The organism is Comamonas fluminis (assembly GCF_019186805.1).
Classification (GTDB): Bacteria; Pseudomonadota; Gammaproteobacteria; order Burkholderiales; family Burkholderiaceae_C; genus Comamonas; species Comamonas fluminis.
The window spans coordinates 4,268,677-4,287,789 of record NZ_CP066783.1; the positions used below are offsets into that span (position 1 = coordinate 4,268,677).

Annotated in this window: 17 protein-coding genes; 11 read left to right on the forward strand and 6 right to left on the reverse strand. The window is 61.4% G+C overall.

Features of this window, described 5'->3' with window-relative positions; genetic code table 11:
- Positions 1-14 precede the first annotated feature (14 nt).
- Complete coding sequence (locus JDW18_RS19710) at positions 15-578, forward strand: hypothetical protein (protein WP_218241278.1); 564 nt, start codon at positions 15-17, stop codon at positions 576-578.
- 1 nt (position 579) lies between these two features.
- Here JDW18_RS19710 and JDW18_RS19715 read toward each other — a convergent pair whose 3' ends face one another.
- Positions 580-1,035 (reverse strand): hypothetical protein, encoded by a 456-nt coding sequence (locus JDW18_RS19715; RefSeq protein WP_218241279.1) that lies wholly within the window; start codon positions 1,033-1,035, stop codon positions 580-582.
- The gene (locus JDW18_RS19720) at positions 1,032-1,733 is read right to left on the reverse strand and encodes a TetR/AcrR family transcriptional regulator (RefSeq protein WP_218241280.1); all 702 of its coding nucleotides are present in this window, start codon (positions 1,731-1,733) and stop codon (positions 1,032-1,034) included. The genes JDW18_RS19715 and JDW18_RS19720 overlap by 4 nt, the downstream gene beginning before the upstream one ends.
- Positions 1,734-1,885: 152 nt before the next feature.
- On the opposite strand from JDW18_RS19720, the gene JDW18_RS19725 reads away from it, so the two are divergent.
- Complete coding sequence (locus JDW18_RS19725) at positions 1,886-3,103, forward strand: MFS transporter (RefSeq protein WP_218241281.1); 1,218 nt, start codon at positions 1,886-1,888, stop codon at positions 3,101-3,103.
- Positions 3,104-3,113: 10 nt separating this feature from the next.
- On the opposite strand, the gene soxR is transcribed toward JDW18_RS19725, so the two are convergent.
- Positions 3,114-3,596 carry a redox-sensitive transcriptional activator SoxR gene (gene soxR / locus JDW18_RS19730; RefSeq protein WP_218241282.1) on the reverse strand — a complete coding sequence of 161 codons (483 nt, stop codon included), beginning with the start codon at positions 3,594-3,596 and terminating at the stop codon, positions 3,114-3,116.
- A gap of 150 nt (positions 3,597-3,746) precedes the next feature.
- Here soxR and JDW18_RS19735 point away from each other — a divergent pair, with 150 nt between their 5' ends.
- From JDW18_RS19735 to JDW18_RS19745, 3 genes are all read left to right on the forward strand, one after another.
- Entirely contained in the window at positions 3,747-4,256 is a 510-nt protein-coding gene (locus tag JDW18_RS19735) for a RidA family protein (RefSeq protein WP_218241283.1), read from the forward strand.
- 20 nt (positions 4,257-4,276) lie between these two features.
- The gene (locus JDW18_RS19740; RefSeq protein ID WP_218241284.1) at positions 4,277-5,500 is read left to right on the forward strand and encodes an MFS transporter; all 1,224 of its coding nucleotides are present in this window, start codon (positions 4,277-4,279) and stop codon (positions 5,498-5,500) included.
- A gap of 81 nt (positions 5,501-5,581) precedes the next feature.
- Positions 5,582-6,226, forward strand: coding sequence for a DUF7822 domain-containing protein (locus JDW18_RS19745; RefSeq protein ID WP_218241285.1), 645 nt, complete (start codon positions 5,582-5,584; stop codon positions 6,224-6,226).
- Positions 6,227-6,281: 55 nt separating this feature from the next.
- Here the strand turns inward: JDW18_RS19745 and htpG are convergent, their stop codons facing one another.
- The 3 genes from htpG to JDW18_RS19760 form a co-directional block, all read right to left on the reverse strand.
- Entirely contained in the window at positions 6,282-8,234 is a 1,953-nt protein-coding gene (gene htpG, locus JDW18_RS19750) for a molecular chaperone HtpG (protein WP_218241286.1), read from the reverse strand.
- 302 nt (positions 8,235-8,536) lie between these two features.
- Positions 8,537-10,588: a pseudouridine synthase gene (locus JDW18_RS22715; protein ID WP_246610108.1), complete on the reverse strand. Its 2,052-nt coding sequence runs from the start codon at positions 10,586-10,588 to the stop codon at positions 8,537-8,539.
- A gap of 84 nt (positions 10,589-10,672) precedes the next feature.
- Entirely contained in the window at positions 10,673-11,404 is a 732-nt protein-coding gene (locus tag JDW18_RS19760; protein WP_218241288.1) for a Crp/Fnr family transcriptional regulator, read from the reverse strand.
- A 230-nt stretch (positions 11,405-11,634) separates the two neighbouring features.
- On the opposite strand from JDW18_RS19760, the gene JDW18_RS19765 reads away from it, so the two are divergent.
- The 6 genes from JDW18_RS19765 (at position 11,635) to JDW18_RS19790 (ending at position 18,999) form a co-directional block, all read left to right on the forward strand.
- A complete protein-coding gene (locus tag JDW18_RS19765) occupies positions 11,635-13,569 on the forward strand; it encodes an AMP-dependent synthetase/ligase (RefSeq protein ID WP_218241289.1) in 1,935 nt (644 codons plus the stop codon).
- A gap of 11 nt (positions 13,570-13,580) precedes the next feature.
- Positions 13,581-14,363 carry an ABC transporter ATP-binding protein gene (locus JDW18_RS19770; RefSeq protein ID WP_218241291.1) on the forward strand — a complete coding sequence of 261 codons (783 nt, stop codon included), beginning with the start codon at positions 13,581-13,583 and terminating at the stop codon, positions 14,361-14,363.
- Positions 14,364-14,507: 144 nt separating this feature from the next.
- Positions 14,508-15,437, forward strand: coding sequence for a branched-chain amino acid ABC transporter permease (locus JDW18_RS19775; RefSeq protein WP_218241292.1), 930 nt, complete (start codon positions 14,508-14,510; stop codon positions 15,435-15,437).
- A gap of 18 nt (positions 15,438-15,455) precedes the next feature.
- Positions 15,456-16,520 (forward strand): branched-chain amino acid ABC transporter permease, encoded by a 1,065-nt coding sequence (locus tag JDW18_RS19780; RefSeq protein WP_218241294.1) that lies wholly within the window; start codon positions 15,456-15,458, stop codon positions 16,518-16,520.
- A gap of 214 nt (positions 16,521-16,734) precedes the next feature.
- Positions 16,735-18,048, forward strand: coding sequence for an ABC transporter substrate-binding protein (locus tag JDW18_RS19785; protein ID WP_218241296.1), 1,314 nt, complete (start codon positions 16,735-16,737; stop codon positions 18,046-18,048).
- Between the two features lie 111 nt (positions 18,049-18,159).
- The gene (locus JDW18_RS19790; protein WP_218241298.1) at positions 18,160-18,999 is read left to right on the forward strand and encodes an ABC transporter ATP-binding protein; all 840 of its coding nucleotides are present in this window, start codon (positions 18,160-18,162) and stop codon (positions 18,997-18,999) included.
- Positions 19,000-19,113 lie beyond the last annotated feature (114 nt).

Sequence of the window (19,113 nt, forward strand, 5' to 3'; positions counted from 1 at the left end):
AGGAAATGACTGTCATGCCTTATTTGCTTCGCTCCCTCATCGCTGTGCTGGCGGCCAGCGCAGCCCTGTGCCACGCCGAAAATCTGCAAATCACGCCTCAGCAGCGCCAGCAGGGGCTCAGCACAGCCATGCAGGTGGACGCGCAGGGCACGCTTAACTTCGAGCTACAAGGCCAGCACTGGCAAGTGCAAGGCTGGCCCGCCGATCTGCCGCGCCAGTTGGGCGCGCAGCAAGTGCAGTCGCTGTTTGCGCAGCATCCCGCCGGGCCCGTGCAGGCACTGCGCCTGAGCGAGCCGCGCCAGTCAAAACCGTGGCTGGAGGTGGTGAAGTCCGGGCGCACCGGCCGCCAGATTGCGCAGGGCTGGACTCTGCACGCCATCAGCCAGCAAGGCATACAGATCATGGATGCGCAGCAGAAGCTACATGCCCTCAGTGCGGGTCAAAGCCTGAAGCTCAAAGGCAGCGGCTGCCAGAAGCTGCATCTGCTGGCAGTGGATATTCCAGCCGAGTCTGCGGGCACCGCAACCGAGCAGGAGCCGCGAGCAGACTGGTACCTCAGGACAGCACCTCAATGCTGATTCAGCAGCGCCCCTCGGCCCTGCAGGCGGGCACGGGTTGACCACGGGAATCGCGCCACTGCACCGCGCCGTCCTGCGCTGATGGCTCGGCCGCCTGCACCGGATAAGTGGATGGCGCTGGCGAAGCGGGTGGGTTCTGCGGCTGGTTGGGGTCATGCAGCACCTTCGATGTGCCCACGCCCACACCCACGCTGGCCCCGCCCACGCCGGTGGAAGCGCCCACGCCTGCCGAGCCCAGGACCTGGCCTCTCTGGTTCACGCCCACGCCAACGCCCACAGGCCCCACGCCTGTGCCAACGCCTGCGCTGAGGCCACCACTGCCCAGCCCCACGCCCAGCGAAAACGGGCCGATGGGAATACCAACGCCCACACCCGCGCCGACCGAGCCGCAACCCGCCAGCACAGCGGACAGCGCCACCGCAGAGACAGACAGACAAAGGTTTTTGCGCAGACTCATGACTTGGATTCCTTGGACGTTTTCACCCCCGCATTGTCCCGCACCCTGGCGGCAAACAGGGTTTCGATCAGCAACTCGACCAGCGGCCGTATGGACAGCTGCTGCCTAGGGTCTGAAATCAGCAGCCCGTTATGCACCATGCCCATCCAGAAAGGGCTGGCCAGCAACTGCGCGCAGAGGCTGATGGAATCCGTCTGCAGCTCCCCCTCATCCACAGCCAGCTGCAGCAAATCAAGCACATGCTGCTGCCAGGCATCAAAAGCCAGCTCTTTGTACAGCCGCGCCAGCTCTGGCACATGGCGGCCCTCGCTCAGAATCAGCTGCGCCAGCACACCGCGCTGCGAGCCTTCCACGGCCTGCAGCGTCGGCAGCAGGCTGCGGCGCAGCAGCGCCTTGACCGACTCCCCTTTTTTGCGGCGCAAAGGCCGGTAGGCCGCTGACTGCTGCAAGGCATGCTCCACCACGCCGCGCAGCAATTCATTCTTGGACGGGTAGTACAGATAGAGCGTGCCCTTGGCCACCTGTGCCCGGCTGGCAATGCGGTCCATGGTGCTGCGTGCCAGGCCATGCTCTGCAAACTCGGCCAGCGCCGCCTCGGTGATCTGCTGAAGCGTCTGCGCAGTCTTGTCCAGACTGGGGCCTCGCCCACGCTTTGCAGCGGCAGCGCATTCCGCCTGCGTTTTTTTATGTACAGACATTTCCGTGTAATCACCATGGACACATCACATCAGACGTGACCCGGTCATCCATCCTTTCTACAATCACAGAACTGACTAAATAGTCATTTATAGTTATTGTAGGCAGGCCCTAAAACCCTGACACAAGGGCCGCCACAACCTTCCATCACATCATGCAAACCAAATGGACGCCCTACCCCTGGGTGTGCTTTTCCATGTGCGTGGGCGTCATGGGCACTGCCCTGGCCAGCCCTCTGTACCCTCTGTACCAGCAGGCCTGGGGCCTGCTGCCCAGTCACATCACCCAGATCTTTGTGGCCTATATGTTTGGCGCGCTGGCCAGCCTGCTGTTTCTGGGGCGGCTGACCGACCGCTTCGGCTTTCTGGCTGTACTGCGCCTGGGGCTGGTGCTGATGACGCTGGGCATCATCAGCTCGGCCCTGGCCTGGAATGTTCCCAGCTTTGCCATCTGCCGCTTCGTGATTGGCGTGTCTTCGGGGCTGATTACCACCTCGGCCTCAGTCGGCATGACCCAGCTCAACAACAAGGGCGATCTGCAGCGCGCCGCCGCCACCACCAGCCTGACGATTGCCTTTGGCTTTGGTCTGGGGCCGGTGCTGGGCGGCCTGATGGCGCAGTGGCTGCCCATGCCTCTGAAAACGGCATACATGCCCTCCATCGCGCTCAGTTTTCTGGCCATCTATGCCCTGTTTCAGGTGCGTATTCCTGCGCCAGCCAGCGCCGCACCCGCCACGCCAGCCGCTGGCGGCCTGTCTCTGCGTGATGTCATGCCCGTGCTGTCCCAGCCGCGCAAGCCCTTCATGCGCCACTACATGCTGGGCTGCATGGCAGCGTTCTCGGCCTTTGGCATGTTCAGCCTGTTTGCCGCGCTGGCCCCCAGCTTCATGAAGGACATGGTGCCCTGGCACGGCCCTCTGGTGTCAGGCCTGTCCATTGGCGTCATCCTGTTTCTGTCGGCAGGCATACAGCTGCTGGCGCGGCCAGTTGCTACCAAAAAGGTAGCTATCAGCGGTTTCTTTGCGCTGGCTATCAGCAATATCTTGCTCATGCTCAACATTCAGCTGGGCTCGCCCTGGCTGTTCTTGCTGTGCGTGCTGACCACGGCCTGCGGCCATGCGCTGTGCAATCTGGCGGGTATGGCCATCGTCAACAAAGTCTCCAAGCCAGCCAACCGCACAGGCCTGCTGTCCACCTATCTGATCATTGGCTATCTGGGCACGATTGTTCCCATTCTGGGGCTGGGCTGGCTGTCTGATGTCATGGGACTGACCCACGCGCTGCAAGTGTTCTGCCTGTGCCTGTGCCTGTTGACCACGGTGCTGGGCTTCTTGAGCCTGCGTGCGCGGGTGCTGCCCATTCCGCGCCAGTAAACCCAAGCATTTACCGAAAATGCGGGCCAGCCCCCTGGCTGGCCAGACAGTCCTTGTCATTGCGCAGCGGGCATGCCTTGAGCGAGAGGCAGCCGCAGCCAATGCAGGAATCGAGCTGATCCCGCAGCAAGGTCAGTGTCGCAATGCGCTCGTTGAGCTGATCCCGCCAGCGCGCTGACAGCACCGCCCAGTCTTTCTTCTCGGGCACGCGATTGCCGGGAAGACAGGCCAGCATCTGCGCAATCTCGGACAGCGGCACCCCCATGCGCTGTGCCACTTTGATGACCGCCACCCGCCGCAAGACTGCGCGGGCATAGCGGCGCTGATTGCCTGCCGTGCGCGCACTCTCAATCAGGCCCTGTTTTTCGTAGAAATGCAGCGCCGAAACCGCCACACCGCTGCGCTGAGCTACCTCGCCAACGGTCAGCTCAGGCACCCCTGATGCCTGCACGCACAGCGCATCTTCCGTTGAGATTTCAAAGTCTTTTTCCATGCCACCCCTTGCTGAAAGCGCGCAAGCTGCTATTACCTTTGATTGATAAGGTTATGTCAGGCGCTTGACCTCAAGCATAGTTGAGGTTGAAGAATTTGCCGGCAATCCTGGCACAGCCCTTTGCTATGCCGATGCGCCTGAAAGATCTTCATGCCACCTCTCGCACGCACCGCCTTGCAAGCCCCAGCCCCACCCATCCAGCACCTGCACCCGGCAGGCCTGTATGACAGCACCAGCAATGGTTACACCCACGTCGTCACGGCCGAGGAGCCGCTGCGCTGGCTGTTTGTCTCCGGCCAGGGCGGCGAGGACGCCGATGCCAACCTGCCCTACAGCTTTGCGCAGCAGGCCGATCAGGCCTTGCGCAATGTGAAGACTGCGCTGGCCGCTGGCGGTGCCTGTATGGCCGATGTCACCAAACTGACCGTATTGATCGTCGATCATGACCTGCAGCGCTTTGAGCAATGGCAAAACAGCATCCGCCAGCACTGGGGCGGCTCTGGCCAGCCGCCTTTTCCGGCCTGTACGCTGATTCCGGTGCCCAAGCTTGCGCTGCCCGGCATGCTGATCGAGGTGGATGCCATTGCAGCAATGAAAGCCATTTCATCCAGTGCCCCCATGGCGCCCGCACCAGTCGCCAGACTGCCCGTTTCCGCCTGATTTCGACAGACTGCCCGCCCATGACCCCAACCACCACAACACTCCCTCAGGCGTCCACCGTTCTACCCCAGTCCACCCTGCTGCTCATGGCCACGGCCTGCGGTCTGTGCGCGGGGGCCAATTACTTCAACCAGCCACTGCTCAACTCCATGGTGCAGCACCTGCACATCAGCGATGCACAGGCTTCCAGCACCGTCACCATGGCCCAGGTTTCCTACGGCCTGGGCCTGCTGTTTCTGGTGCCGCTGGGCGATATGCTGGAGCGCCGCACACTGGTGCTGACACTGATGCTGCTGGCCGCCTGCGGCATGCTGCTATCGGGCATCAGCGGCGTGGCGGGCAGCTTTGCGCTGCTGGCCGCTGGCACGCTGATGGCGGGCGTGTTCTCCGTCGCCGCGCAGGTGCTGGTGCCCATGGCCGCCACCTTTGCCGCACCCGGCACCAGCGGCCGCGCCGTAGGGCTGGTGATGAGCGGCCTGCTGGTCGGCATTCTGGCCTCGCGCAGCGTGGCGGGCATTCTGTCGGAACTGGGCGGCTGGAGCACGGTGTACTGGGCTGGCGCCGCAGCCACCGCCCTCATGGCCGTGCTGCTGGCCCGCGCCTTGCCCAAGGCCGCGCCCACGGCGCCGGTCAGCTATGGCGAAGTCATGAAATCGCTGGGCGCACTGCTGCGCCAGCACCCACGCCTGCGTAGCCGCGCGCTGATTGGCGGCACTGGTTTTGCCACCGTCAGCGTGCTGTTTTCCAGCATGGCGCTGCTGCTGGCCGGGCCGGGATTTCATTTGTCTGATCTGATGATTGGGGTCATCGGCATCGTCGGCATCGCGGGCGCGCTGACGGCCAATGTGGCGGGCCGCATGGCCGACAAAGGGCTGGAGCAGCACACCACCATGGCGGGAGCCATTCTGATGCTGCTGGGCTGGCTGTGCCTGTGGCTGGGCGGCAGCAGCATCTGGTGGTTTCTGCTGGGCCTGCTCGTGGTCGATGGCGCGCTGCAGGCACTGCACATCAGCAACCAGAATGTCATCTACGCGCTGGCCCCCGAAGCGCGCTCGCGCATCAACGCCGTCTATATGACCACCTACTTCATGGGCGCGTCCATAGGTTCGGCCCTGGGCTCCTGGGCCTGGCTGCACCATGGCTGGAATGGCACCAGCCTGATGGGGGGCGTGCTGGGTTTGATCAGTTTGGGCACGGTACTATGGGATCGACGCCTGCTGGCAGCGCAGGCCCAGAAACTCTGAAATTGATAGCTGTCAGCGCTTATTCATAAAGCGCTACAGCTCAAAATCACTGAAAATCCATCCGCCACGGGAGCCTTCACGATGGCCAATCGCAGCTACCTCTATTCATGCAACGTCGTCCCCGGCCCGGACGCCGTGGAGCAAGGCCGCAAGCTGGTCGGTATTTCAGAGTACCGCTACGACATTCCCATCGTTTTCAAGCTGCTGCTATCTGGCAGCCCTCGCACCTGCCCGTCGTCCATCTGGGACTGCGACGACGATATTGCGCTGCTGGGTGACTACGGCGCAGGCCTTTCCAGACTCGAAGCGTTTCTGGCTCAGATCAAGACCCCAGCCGCTCAGCCCTTGCTGGAAGAGGCGCTTGCGTTCTTGCGAAATCCCGAAAACCAAAGCACCTACTTCGTGCTGGAAAGCGGCGAAATTTTCGAGATGTCGGACCCTGAACCGGGCGCGCAAAATCTGCAGCTTCTGCACAGCATCCAGAACCTGCAACCCGAAATCGACGCCGCGCTGCAATCGCTGCATTCACCTGCGCCAGCACCTGTCCCTGTGCCACCACCCAAGCCCGCAGGCTTTCTGGTCCGACTGTTCGGACTGGCCCCGCCACCACCACCCCCTGCGCGTCCTGCACCTGATCCTTTGCAGGCCTTTCACCAGCTGGGCCTGGGGCACTGGTCCAACTATCTGTACTTTGACTTTTCGCCCCAGGAACCGAAAAATCCATAAAAAAATCCCCGCAGAGCCACCACTCTGCGGGGATTTTTATTTCACTTGACGCTGTTTAAGCCAGCAGCGCATTCACACGCTTGACGTAAGCGGCGGGGTCTTCGGGCATGCCGCCTTCGGCCAGCACAGCCTGGTCAAACAGAATCTGCGCCAGATCGTGGAAGTGCACGGAGCCGTCCAGCTTCTTGACCAGCGCGTGCTCGGGGTTCACTTCCAGCACGGGCTTGGATTCAGGAGCAGCCTGACCGGCTTGCTTGAGCAAACGGGCCAGTTGCAGGCTCATACCGTCATCGCTGACCACCAGGCAGGCGGGCGAATCCACCAGACGGCTGGTTGCGCGCACGTCCTCGGCCTTGTCCTTGAGGGCTTCCTTGAGCTTGGCCAGCACGGGCTTGAAGGCTTCGGCAGCTTCTTCAGCCGCCTTTTTCTCTTCTTCGTTTTGCAGCTTGCCCAGGTCCACAGCGCCCTTGGCGACGGATTGCAGCGGCGTGCCGTCAAAGTCGTGCAGATAGTTCAGCGCCCACTCGTCCACGCGGTCGGTCATCAAGAGCACTTCAATGCCCTTTTTCTTGAACACTTCCAGCTGCGGGCTGTTCTTGGCGGCTGCCAGCGTGTCGGCCGTGATGTAGTAAATCGCGTCCTGGCCTTCCTTCATGCGTGCCTTGTAGTCGGCAAACGAGGTGTTCAGGCCTTCGTGCGTGGTGGTGGCAAAGCGCAGCAGCTTGGCAATACGTTCCTTGTTGCCAAAGTCTTCGCCCAGGCCTTCCTTGAGCACGGCACCGAACTCGGCGTAGAACTGGCTGTACTTGCCTTCCTTGGCCTTGTCGTCGGCATCCACCACATCGGTGACTTCGCCATCAGCACCTTCAGTCGTGGCTTCGTGCTTGTCGTGGCGGGCCAGGTCTTCCAGCATGCTCAGCACGCGCTTGGCCGAGCCGTCGCGGATCAGCTTCACATCGCGGCTTTCCTGCAGCAGCTCGCGGCTGACGTTCAGCGGCAGATTGGCCGAGTCGATCACGCCCTTCACAAAGCGCAGGTACTGGGGCATCAGCGCTTCGGCATCATCCATGATGAAGACGCGCTTCACATACAGCTTGATGCCAGCGCTCTTGTCGCGCTGGTACAGGTCAAACGGAGCCTTGCCGGGGATGTACAGCAACTGCGTGTACTCGGTATTGCCTTCGACGCGGTTGTGGCTCCAGGTCAGCGGGTCTTCAAAGTCATGGCTGATGGCCTTGTAGAACTCCTTGTACTGCTCTTCGGTAATGTCCTTCTTGGCGCGGGTCCACAGAGCGCTGGCCTTGTTGACGGTTTCCCATTCGCCGGTCTTGACCATCTCGCCGGGCTGATCGTTCTCGCCTTCCTTCCACTCTTCCTTTTCCATCAGGATGGGCAGGCTGATGTGGTCGGAATACTTGCCGATGATTTGCTTGAGCTTGTAGCCGTTGAGGAACTCTTCAGCATCGTCACGCAGGTGCAAGATGATGCTGGTGCCGCGCTGGGCACGTTCGATCTGCTCGATCTGGAAGTCACCCGTGCCGCCGCTGATCCAGCGCACGCCTTCGGAAGCCGATGCACCGGCGCTGCGGGTCTCCACCGTGATCTTGTCGGCCACGATAAAGCCCGAATAGAAGCCCACGCCAAACTGACCGATCAGCTGCGAATCGGACTTCTGGTCACCCGAGAGCTTTTCCATGAAAGCCTTGGTGCCGCTCTTGGCGATCGTGCCCAGGTTGTCAATGGCTTCCTGCTCGGTCATGCCAATGCCGGTGTCGGTAATGGTCAAGGTCTTGGCGGCCTTGTCAAAGGACACACGCACTTCCAGATTGGGCTGGTCGCCATACAGGCTGGCGTCGTTCAGCGCTTCAAAGCGCAGCTTGTCGCAAGCGTCCGAAGCGTTGGAGATCAGCTCACGCAGGAAGATTTCCTGGTTGGAATACAGCGAATGCGTGACCAGGTGCAGCAACTGGGCCACTTCGGCCTGGAAGGAATGGGTTTGCTTTGTCATGAGCGTTCTATGAAATTCTGAAAAAACCGCAAAAATTTATCGCCAGAGGCGATGCGCTTTATTAACTTGGGACAGCCCTGCCGATTTCAAGGGCTTTGGCTCAGCAATGAAAAAAGCGCAAGCGCCATTCAAAAAGAATAGCTGCTTGCGCTTATCTATCAATGGCTACAGGCCAATTTCACTTAAAACTGGCGCACTACACGCCAGAGATGCCGAGGAAGGGCCGCCCCGCACCGAAGGCATCGTCCCCCTCCCGATGCAACGCATCGAGAGAGGGGGAAGGCGCAAAGCGCCTCAGGGGGTTAGAAAGTCTCATGCGGAGCGAGGTAACGCCATTGGCCCGTGGGCAGATTGCCCAGCGTCACGCCGCCGATGCGGATGCGCTTGAGGCCCACCACGCGCAGACCCACCAGTTCGCACATGCGGCGAATCTGGCGCTTCTTGCCTTCGGTCAGCACAAAACGCAGCTGCTCGGGGTTCTGCCAGTCCACCTTGGCGGGCTGCAGAGGCTGGTCGTCCAGCGACAGGCCATGGCGCAGCAGTTCCAGCTTCTCTTCAGGGAAGACGGACTGCACATCCACGTCGCGGTCCCCAAAGGTCACGCGCACCAGGTATTCCTTGTCGACTTCGGAGTCCTCGCCAATGATGTGGCGGGCCACACGGCCGTCCTGGGTCAGCACCAGCAGGCCCACGGAGTCGATGTCCAGACGGCCGCAAGGCGCCAGGCCCTTGAGCTGGCTAAAGTTGAAGCGCGTCTTGCTGCGGTCTTCGTTCCAACGGTTTTCGTTGGTGATCAGCACCACAGCTGGCTCGTGACCGTCTTCGGCCTGGCCGCTCACATAACCCACAGGCTTGTTCAGCAGGATGGTGACCTGCTGGTCCTGGCGGTCCTGGGCCTTCTGATCGATCTCGATCTTGTCGCCGGGCACCACGTTCTGGCCCATTTCAGCGATTTCGCCGTTGACCTTGACCCAGCCGTTTTCCACCCACTCATCGGCCTCGCGGCGCGAGCACATGCCCATATCGGCAATGCGCTTGTTGATGCGGATAGCACCGGGACGGTCATCCTGGCGCGCTTCCACCTCAGGAGCGCGCTTCACAGGAATGGCGCGGTCAGAGCCGTCCGCTGCCGGACGGTAAGTGCGAATGCCTGTGGTGGGGCGACGGGTTGCTTCCGACACAAACGAGCCGGGGATATGGCGCTTTTCAGGCTCGCCACCACGGTCATCGCGGCGTTCACCACGGCGCTCGTCATTGCGGGGGCGATCGCCATAGCTGCGGCGGTCATCATCACGCGGGCCACGCTCACGGTCACCAAAATTGCGGGGACGGTCACCAAAGTCACGGCCTTGGGGACGATCATCACGGCGGTCATCGCGACGGCCTTCAAAGCGGTCACGCGGTTGATACTCGCGGCGCTCGCCATCGCGAGGCTGGTATTCGCGGCGTTCACCGCCCTGACCCGGGCGGCCCTGATCCGGGCGACCAAAGCCGCCGCTACGAGGGCGGTCACCAAAGTCACGGCCTTGTGGACGATCATCACGGCGGTCGTCACGACGACCTTCAAAACGGTCACGTGGTGGATACTCGCGGCGCTCGCCATCGCGAGGCTGGTATTCGCGGCGTTCACCGTCGCGGGGACGGAATTCACGACGCTCACCGCCCTGGTCAGGGCGGCCCTGATCCGGGCGACCAAAGCCGCCGCTACGAGGACGGTCACCAAAGTCACGGCCTTGAGGGCGATCATCGCGGCGGTCGTCACGGGGACGGAAGTCACGGCGCTCGCCACCCTGGTCGGGACGGCCCTGATCCGGGCGACCAAAGCCGCCGCTACGGGGACGGTCGCCAAAATCACGGCCTTGTGGACGGTCATCACGGCGGTCATCACGGGGACGGAATTCGCGGCGTTCACCACCACGGTCGCCGCCTTCACGCGATTCGCCATAGGGGCGGAAACCACGGTCACCGCCGCCAAAGCGACGCTCGCCCCCTTCGGCAGAGCGGTCGTCGCGGCTAAAGCGGGGACGATCATCGCGCTGCGAGAAGCCGCCACGGCGTTCGCCGTCGTCACGCGCAGGACGAGCGCCATCAGGACGACCAAAGCCGGAGGCGCGTGGACGATCGCCACGGTCGCCACCACGGCCGCGGTCATCACGCTGAGGACGGGCACCACGATCACCACGCGGGCCATCGCCGCGTGGGCCGCGATCCGAACGGTCACCACCAGCGGGGCGCTCTGCCTTGGCTGGTTTGGAAGGTGCACGCAAAACAGGGCGCGCCGACGAGGAATCGGAGGGCGCGGAGGAATTGCCAGCACCTGGGGTGCCGGGCTCTTTAGGAGGATTGACTGACATTTGGCCGCAATTGTCTCGCGACGCGCGGGCGCGAGCCGGAAGTTATCCACAATTCCAGCGCGGTCCTAGGTTATAGGGCTGCTGTCAAGCAACGGCTCTGCGAGGTGGGCTGAATTCCCCGTGACGCAGTGCATCCAGGTCCAGCACGCGCAGCCCGCCATATTCGATCTGAATGACGCGCTCACGCTGCAGCACCGAAAGCGCCTCGTTGACCCGCTGGCGAGACAGGCCCACCAGGTTGGCCAGCTCCTGCTGGGTAATGCGCAGCACGGAACCCACGCCAGGGTAGAGCAAGGGGTTGAACAGCACCGCCAGGCTGCGGGCTACGCGCAGATCGGGGTTGTTCATGCGATCGATCTCACGCGCGGCAATGAACTGACCCAGCCGTTCGTTGAGCTGGTTCATCACAAAGCGGTTAAAGCCGATGGAGTGATCGAGCAACCAGTGAAACATGTCGATGGGCAGCCCGCCCACCACCGATTTGCGAATGGCCTGCACGTTGTAGCGATAGGGCTCGCGCTTGATGGCCGTGCCTTCCCCAAACCAGCCCCCCGGCGGCAGGCCTGCCAACGTCATGCTGGCGCCATCCGCGCTTTCGGTGTTCATCTTGAGAAGGCCATCGACCACGCCAAACCAGTAGGTTGGCGCGTGCCCGGTACGGCACACGTAGTCGCCGGGCTCTGCATCGCCCACGACCAGTACACGCAGCACGTTTTCGCGCTCCAGCGGCTGCAGCACCGGCCACCACGGTATTCCCTCAAGCTCGACGTCCAGGGGCTTGCGTCGCCTCTGGTGCAAAGACAGTTCTTGACTCATGGGCTGCAAGCATTGCCAAAGCCGGGCCGTAATAACAGCGGGATTTCCACGAGGCAGCAAATGCGCCGTTTTCAGCAGTATTTGTTACAGCGGATATTCACTATGAAGGCTTTCCCTCAAATTGTCGTCAAACAGACATCTTGACGTCAAAGTCATCCATAGCATGCCTGCAAGACTTTCGAGAACAGGTGCAGAACACCCGTTTTCGCCCAAGACTCAAAGGACCCGGCATGACAACCACGTTCCCGCAACTGCTGATCAAGCACGCGACAGAACGCCCTGATGCACCTGCTCTGCGAGAGAAGGAATACGGCATCTGGCAAACCTGGAGCTGGCGCGAAGCCGCGCAATCCGTTCGCCACATGGCCTGCGGCCTGCGCGCGCTTGGCCTGGAGCGTGGCCAGAATCTGGCCTTCATCAGCGACAACCGCCCTCATGTGTATCTGGGCTTTCTGGCCGTGCAAAGCTGTGGCGCGGTGCCGATTCCGCTCTACCAGGATGCTGTGGCCGCAGAAATGATGTTCGTCATGGAAGACGCCGAGATCGCGTTTGCCTTTGCCGAAAACCAGGAACAGGTGGACAAGCTGCTGGAAGTGCGCGAATCCATTCCCGGCATTCGCCACATCATCTATGACGACCCACGCGGCCTGCGCAAATACGACCAGCCCGACCTCATCAGCACTGAAGAGCTGCTGGCCAAGGGCAAGGAGTGGGATGCGCAGCACCCAGGCGCCTATGACGCCATGGTGGCAGCCGTTCAGCCCGACGATGTCTCGGTCATCCTCTACACATCAGGCACCACCGGCAAGCCCAAAGGCGTGTGCCAGACCCACGCCAGCTTTGGCGAATCGGCCCGTGGCGGTGCGCAGACGGACAAGCTCAACGCTTCGGACAATGTGATCTGCTACCTGCCTCCGGCCTGGGTGGGCGACCATCTTTTCTCGTTTGCGCAATGGCTGGTGGCGGGTTTCACCATCAACTGCCCGGAGTCATCTTCCACAGTGTCCATCGACCTGCGCGAGATCGGCCCCAGCTATTACTTTGCGCCGCCCCGCATCTTTGAAGGCATGCTGACCTCGGTCTCCATCCGCATGGAAGATGCGTCGCCCCTCAAGCAATGGATGTATGCCAAGGCCATGGACGTGGCCCGCCGCGTGGGCGGCGACATTCTGGACGGCAAGAGCGTTGGCGCCATGGACAAGCTCAAATACCAGCTGGGCAACTTCTTTATCTATGGCCCGCTACGCAACGCCATGGGCCTGTCGCGCATCCGCGTGGCCTACACCGCAGGCGCTGCGATTGGGCCTGAGCTGTTTCGCTTCTTCCGCTCCATCGGCATCAACCTCAAGCAGCTTTACGGCCAGACCGAAACCTGCGCCTATGTCTGCCTGCAGCGCGACCGCCAGGTGGAACTCTCCAGCGTAGGCCAGGCTGCGCCGGGCATTGAGCTCAAGATTGCCGAAAACGGCGAGGTGCTGGTCAAGGGCGTTTCCGTACTCAAGGAATACTACAAGCGCCCCGACGCCACGGCCGAAGTGATTGACGCCAACGGCTACTTTCACACCGGCGATGCAGGCGTGATCGACGCCAGCGGCCAGTTGCGCATCATCGACCGTGCCAAGGACGTGGGCAAAACCAGCCGCGGCGCCATGTTTGCGCCCAACTACATCGAAAACAAGCTCAAGTTCTTCCCGCATATCAAGGAAGCCGTGTGCTTTGGCCATGGCAAGGACGAAGTCTGCGCCTTTATCAACATCGATTACGAAGCCGTCGGCAACTGGGCCGAGCGCCAGGGCCTGCCCTATGGCGGCTATGTCGATCTGGCCAGCAAATCCAAGGTGCTGGAACTGGTGGCCGACTGCATTGGCAAAGTCAATGCCGACCTGGCCAGTGAAGCCGGCATGGCCGACACCCAGGTGGCGCGCTTTCTGGTGCTGCACAAGGAACTGGACCCCGACGACGACGAGCTGACCCGCACCCGCAAAGTGCGCCGCAACTTCATCGCCGACAAATACGGCGTGCTGATTGACGCGCTGTACACGGGCAAGAAAGAGCAGTTCATCGAAACCGTGGTGAAGTTTGAAGATGGCCGCACTGGCAGCGTCAGCGCCACGCTGTCCATCGTGGACGCAAAGCTCCACCCTGCCACTGCCCGCGCCGCCTGAGAGGAACACCCATGACAAGAAAAACCGGCGACGTCATTCTGGACATCAAGAACATCAGCCTGCGCTTTGGTGGCGTCAAGGCGCTGACCGACATCTCGTTCAATGTGCGCGAGCATGAAATCCGCTCCATCATCGGCCCCAATGGCGCGGGTAAAAGCTCGATGCTCAACTGCATCAACGGTGTCTATACGCCGTCCGAAGGCTCCATCACCTTCCGTGGTCAGACTTTCAGCCACATGAACAGCCGACAGGTCGCCGAGATGGGCGTGGCCCGCACCTTCCAGAACCTGGCGCTGTTCAAAGGCATGAGCGTGATCGACAACATCATGACCGGCCGCAACCTCAAAATCAGGAGCAACATCCTGATGCAGGCTCTGCGCATCGGCCCTGCACAGCGGGAAGAGATTGCCCACCGCGAGTTCGTCGAACACATCATCGACTTTCTGGAAATTCAGGCCTATCGCAAGACGCCTGTGGGCCAGTTGCCCTACGGCCTGCAAAAGCGCGTGGACTTGGGCCGCGCTCTGGCCATGGAGCCGCAGGTGCTGCTGCTGGACGAGCCCATGGCGGGCATGAACGTCGAGGAAAAGCAGGACATGTGCCGCTTCATTCTGGATGTCAACGAAGAGTTCGGCACCACGATTGTTCTGATCGAACACGACATGGGCGTGGTGATGGATATCAGCGACCGCGTCGTCGTGCTGGACTACGGCAAGAAGATTGGCGACGGCGAACCCGAAGAAGTACGCAACAACGAAGACGTGATCCGGGCCTACCTGGGCGCAGGCCACTGAGATGAAGTACCCCCTGAGCCGCTTTGCGTCTTCCCCCAAGGGGGACGGACAGCCTTTGCTGCGGGACGGCGCGGCCGGCACAGGCCCTTGCTGGCTGCCCCTCGCTAGGACAACGCCACAGATAACTGACTAGGAGCTTTAGTCATGGGATTTTTTCTAGAAACATTATTTGGTGGACTGATGGTGGGCACGCTGTACGCGCTGATCGCCATTGGCTTTGTGCTGATCTTCAAGGCCTCGGGCGTCTTCAACTTTGCGCAGGGCGCGATGGTGCTGTTCTCGGCCCTGGCCATGGCGCGCTTTTCGCAGTGGATTCCCGGCTGGCTGGGCATGGAGCCAGGACTGGTTGGCAATCTGCTGGCCATCGTCGTCACGCTGGCCTTGATGGTGGCGGTGGCCTGGGTGATTGAGCGGCTGGCCTTGCGCCATCTGGTCAATCAGGAACCCATCACCCTGCTGATGGCCACACTGGGCATTGCCTATCTGCTGGACGGCCTGGGCCCGCTGGTCTTTGGCTCCGAGGTTTACAAGATTGATGTGGGCATGCCCAAGGACCCCGTGTTCATTCTGGACAGCCTGTTTCAGGGTGGCGTGATGATCAGCCTGGAAGACCTGTACGCAGCCTGCATTGCAGCCGTCATGGTGATTGCTCTGAGCCTGTTCTTCCAGAAAACCAAGACCGGCCGCGCCCTGCGCGCTGTGGCCGATGACCATCAGGCCGCGCAATCCATCGGCATTCCGCTGTCGCGCATCTGGGTCATCGTCTGGTCGGTGGCCGGTGCTGTGGCACTGGTGGTGGGCATCATCTGGGGCAGCAAGCTGGGTGTTCAGTATTCGCTGTCACTGGTGGCGCTCAAGGCCCTGCCCGTGGTGATTCTGGGCGGCCTGACATCGCTGCCCGGCGCCATCATCGGCGGCCTGATTATTGGCGTGGGCGAAAAGCTCTCCGAGGTTTACATCGGCCCCATGGTGGGCGGCGGCATCGAGACCTGGTTTGCCTATGGTCTGGCCCTGTGCTTCTTGCTGGTACGGCCCCAAGGCCTGTTCGGCGACAAGATCATCGACCGCGTCTGAACGAGGGAGAGCAAGAATATGTTTTATCGTGAAAACGGCCAGTTCAAGACCAGCTACGCCAGCGACCAGCAAATCTTTGGCGTGACGCAAGACCGCTGGGCCATTGTGCTGGTGCTGGCCTTCGCCTTTCTGGCCATCCCCTTCATCGCCAGTGACTACACATTTCAGGCGATTCTGATTCCCTTCGTCATCATGTCGCTGGCGGCGCTGGGGCTCAATATTCTTGTCGGCTACTGCGGTCAGATCTCGCTGGGAACCGCCGCCTTCATGGCGGTCGGCGCCTACGCCGCCTACAACCTGCAGGCCCGCATCGAAGGCATGCCTTTGCTGGTAGCCCTTATTGGTGGCGGGCTGATAGCTATGATTTTTGGGGTGTTCTTCGGCCTGCCCAGCCTGCGCATTCGCGGCCTGTATCTGGCCGTGGCTACGCTGGCCGCCCAGTTCTTTGTGGACTGGCTGGCCACCCGCGCAGCATGGGTGACGAACAACTCCTCATCCGGCTCCGTCAGCGCCAAGCCTCTGGCCATCCTGAGCTGGCAGATCGACACCCCCATGGAGAAATACCTGCTATGCCTGGCCCTGCTCTGCGTGCTGGGTCTGGCCGCCAAGAATCTGGTGCGCAGCTCCATCGGCCGTGAATGGATGGCCATGCGCGACATGGACGTGGCCGCTGCCGTGATCGGCATTCGCCCCACTTACGCCAAGCTCTCGGCCTTTGCCGTCAGCAGCTTCATCGTCGGCGTGGCCGGTGCGCTATGGGGCTTTGTGCACCTGGGTGCCTGGGAGCCCGCAGCCTTCAGCCTGGACCGTTCGCTGCAGCTGCTGTTCATGATCATCATCGGCGGCCTGGGCTCAGTCGTTGGCAGCATCTTTGGCGCGGCGTTCTTCGTGCTGCTGCCCCTGCTGCTGAATCAGGTTCCGCACTGGCTGGGCCTGCCGCTGTCCACCGCCACGGCAACTTATCTGGAGCACATGATTTTTGGTGCGCTGATCGTGTTCTTCCTGATTGTGGAACCGCACGGATTGGCCAAGCTGTGGTCCACAGCGCGTCAGAAACTGCGCGTCTGGCCATTTCCACACTGATATGCACCTCCTGAGTCGCTACGCGCCTTCCTCCTCTCTCGCTTCGCGGGAGGAGGACGACATCCTCGCTGCGGGGCGGCCCTTGCTCGATGTCTCTGAGCTGGCTCATGCCTTTTCAAAGACAGTTCAACCCAACAAGTTATCGCTTTTCTACAAGACACCGCAGAGTGCCTGCAACCGGGACAGCGTCCCAAACAACCCAAGGAGACAGTCGATGATGTTCAAGAAAATCGCGATCGCCGCCGCTACCGTGGCTGCCGGCATGGGCGCACTGGTCGCTTCGCCCGCTGCACAGGCACAGGAGCAATTTGTGCCGCTGCTGGTGTACCGCACCGGCCAGTTCGCGCCGCTGGGGATTCCATGGGCCGACGGCAAGCAGGATTACCTGAAGCTGGTGAATGCCAAGGGCGGCGTCAATGGTGTGAAGATCAAATTCGAGGAATGCGAAACCGCGTACGACACCGCCAAGGGCGTGGAGTGCTATGAGCGCCTGAAGAACAAGGACGGCGGCGCATCGGGCTTTGACACCCAGTCCACCGGCATCACCTTTGCCGTGACGGACAAGGCTCCTGGCGACAAGGTGCCTGTGGTCACCCCCGGCTACGGCCTGTCCCAGTCTGTGGATGGCAAGGTCTTCGAGTGGAACTTCCCGCTGCTGGGCAACTACTGGACCGCCGCTGACTCCATCGTTCAGGACATCCTGAAGAAGGAAAAGGGCAACCTCAAGGGCAAGAAGATCGCGCTGGTCTATCACGACTCGCCTTACGGCAAAGAGCCTATCCCGCTGCTGGAAAAGCGTGCGGCCAAGGATGGGTTTGAACTCATCAAGCTGCCTGTGACAGCCCCCGGCGTAGAGCAAAAATCCACCTGGCTGCAGATTCGCCAGAACCGCCCGGACTACGTGCTGCTGTGGTCTGCAGGTGTGATGACCCCCACCGCCGTGCGTGAAGCACAGGCCACCGGCTACCCCCGCGAGAAGATGTATGCCGTGTGGTGGGGCGGCTCCGACCATGACGTCAAGGACATCGGTGCAGGCGCCAAGGGCTACAACACCGTGACCATTCACAACACCGCCGAGAGCGACAAGGTGCACGCCGATGTCAAGGCCATGCTCTATGACAAGGGTCAGGGCACGGCCAAGGACGCCAAGGAACTGGGCCAGCTGGCACACACCCGTGGCATGGTGATTTCCATGCTGCAGGTGGAAGCCATCCGCACCGCACAGGAAAAGTTCGGCAAGGGCAAGGCCATGACACCCGAGCAGGTTCGCTGGGGTCTGGAAAACCTGAACATGACGCAGGAGCGCCTGAACGAGCTGGGCTTTGGCAAGATCATTCGCCCCTTCAAGACCAGCTGTGACAACCACCTGGGTGCCGACTGGGCGCGTATTGCGACCTGGGACGGAGCCAAGTTCAAGGTGACCTCTGACTGGTACCAGGCCGACAAATCCATGGTGGACCCGCTCTACAAGGAGTTTGCGGAAAAGTACGCCAAGGAAAAGAACGTCAAAACACGTAGCTGCAGCTAAGCAGCTAGCAGGCCCTCCCGCAAGGGCTGGGCCTGCCTTCCGATCAAATCAGCCTCAAGCGCTTATCCATCAAGCGCATATAGCTATCTATTTTGAGTTTCAGGTGACAGCATGAGCGATACCCCGCAAACCGTTTCCGCCCCTGCCCAGACCGCGCCACTGGTGGAAGTCAATGGCATCGAGGTCATCTACAACCATGTGATCCTGGTGCTCAAAGGTGTGTCGCTGCAGGTGCCGCACCAGAGCATCGTCGCCCTGCTGGGCGGCAATGGTGCTGGCAAGACCACCACGCTGCGTGCCATCTCCAACCTGCTCAAGGGCGAGCGCGGTGAAGTCACCAAAGGCGGCATCACACTGGAGGGCGAGCAGATCGCCAACCTCTCGCCTGCCGATCTGGTCAAGCGCGGCGTGGTTCAGGTCATGGAAGGCCGCCACTGCTTCGCCCACCTGAGCATTGAAGAAAACCTGCTGACGGGCAGCTACACCCGCACGGACAAGGGCGAAATCGCCGCCAATCTGGAGAAGGTTTACAACTACTTTCCCCGCCTCAAGACCCGGCGCACCAGCCAGGCCGCCTACACCTCGGGCGGCGAGCAGCAGATGTGCGCCATTGGCCGCGCGCTGATGAGCAACCCGCGCATGGTGCTGCTCGATGAGCCATCGATGGGTCTTGCGCCGCAGATCGTGGACGAGGTGTTTCACATCGTCAAAGACCTCAACAGCAAGGAAAAAGTCACCTTCCTGCTGGCTGAGCAGAACACCAATATGGCCCTGAAATATGCCGACTACGGTTACATCATGGAAAGCGGCCGCATCGTGATGGACGGCAAGGCGAGCGACCTGGCCAGCAACGAAGACGTCAAGGAGTTCTACCTGGGCGTGGGCGGCGGCGAGCGCAAGAGTTTCAAGGATGTGAAAAGCTACAAACGTCGCAAGCGCTGGCTGGCCTAACGGATACCCCCTGAGCGGCTACGCCGCTTCCCCCAAGGGGGACGACAGCCTCGCTGCGGGGCGGCCCTTGCTCGCTGCCCCTGCCTTTGAGGTCGTGCCAGTTTTTTACGTCTC

What these genes read in the sequence shown, in the direction of transcription:
- JDW18_RS19715 (WP_218241279.1), bottom strand. Translation starts at nt 1,035, where the DNA reads ATGAGTCTGCGCAAAAACCTTTGTCTGTCTGTCTCTGCGGTGGCGCTG.
- JDW18_RS19790 (WP_218241298.1), top strand. Translation starts at nt 18,160, where the DNA reads ATGAGCGATACCCCGCAAACCGTTTCCGCCCCTGCCCAGACCGCGCCA.
- JDW18_RS19775 (WP_218241292.1), top strand. Translation starts at nt 14,508, where the DNA reads ATGGGATTTTTTCTAGAAACATTATTTGGTGGACTGATGGTGGGCACG.
- JDW18_RS19760 (WP_218241288.1), bottom strand. Translation starts at nt 11,404, where the DNA reads ATGAGTCAAGAACTGTCTTTGCACCAGAGGCGACGCAAGCCCCTGGAC.
- JDW18_RS19785 (WP_218241296.1), top strand. Translation starts at nt 16,735, where the DNA reads ATGATGTTCAAGAAAATCGCGATCGCCGCCGCTACCGTGGCTGCCGGC.
- JDW18_RS19740 (WP_218241284.1), top strand. Translation starts at nt 4,277, where the DNA reads ATGACCCCAACCACCACAACACTCCCTCAGGCGTCCACCGTTCTACCC.
- JDW18_RS19745 (WP_218241285.1), top strand. Translation starts at nt 5,582, where the DNA reads ATGGCCAATCGCAGCTACCTCTATTCATGCAACGTCGTCCCCGGCCCG.
- JDW18_RS19720 (WP_218241280.1), bottom strand. Translation starts at nt 1,733, where the DNA reads ATGTCTGTACATAAAAAAACGCAGGCGGAATGCGCTGCCGCTGCAAAG.
- JDW18_RS19725 (WP_218241281.1), top strand. Translation starts at nt 1,886, where the DNA reads ATGCAAACCAAATGGACGCCCTACCCCTGGGTGTGCTTTTCCATGTGC.
- htpG (WP_218241286.1), bottom strand. Translation starts at nt 8,234, where the DNA reads ATGACAAAGCAAACCCATTCCTTCCAGGCCGAAGTGGCCCAGTTGCTG.
- JDW18_RS19770 (WP_218241291.1), top strand. Translation starts at nt 13,581, where the DNA reads ATGACAAGAAAAACCGGCGACGTCATTCTGGACATCAAGAACATCAGC.
- JDW18_RS19710 (WP_218241278.1), top strand. Translation starts at nt 15, where the DNA reads ATGCCTTATTTGCTTCGCTCCCTCATCGCTGTGCTGGCGGCCAGCGCA.
- JDW18_RS19780 (WP_218241294.1), top strand. Translation starts at nt 15,456, where the DNA reads ATGTTTTATCGTGAAAACGGCCAGTTCAAGACCAGCTACGCCAGCGAC.
- JDW18_RS22715 (WP_246610108.1), bottom strand. Translation starts at nt 10,588, where the DNA reads ATGTCAGTCAATCCTCCTAAAGAGCCCGGCACCCCAGGTGCTGGCAAT.
- JDW18_RS19735 (WP_218241283.1), top strand. Translation starts at nt 3,747, where the DNA reads ATGCCACCTCTCGCACGCACCGCCTTGCAAGCCCCAGCCCCACCCATC.
- JDW18_RS19765 (WP_218241289.1), top strand. Translation starts at nt 11,635, where the DNA reads ATGACAACCACGTTCCCGCAACTGCTGATCAAGCACGCGACAGAACGC.
- soxR (WP_218241282.1), bottom strand. Translation starts at nt 3,596, where the DNA reads ATGGAAAAAGACTTTGAAATCTCAACGGAAGATGCGCTGTGCGTGCAG.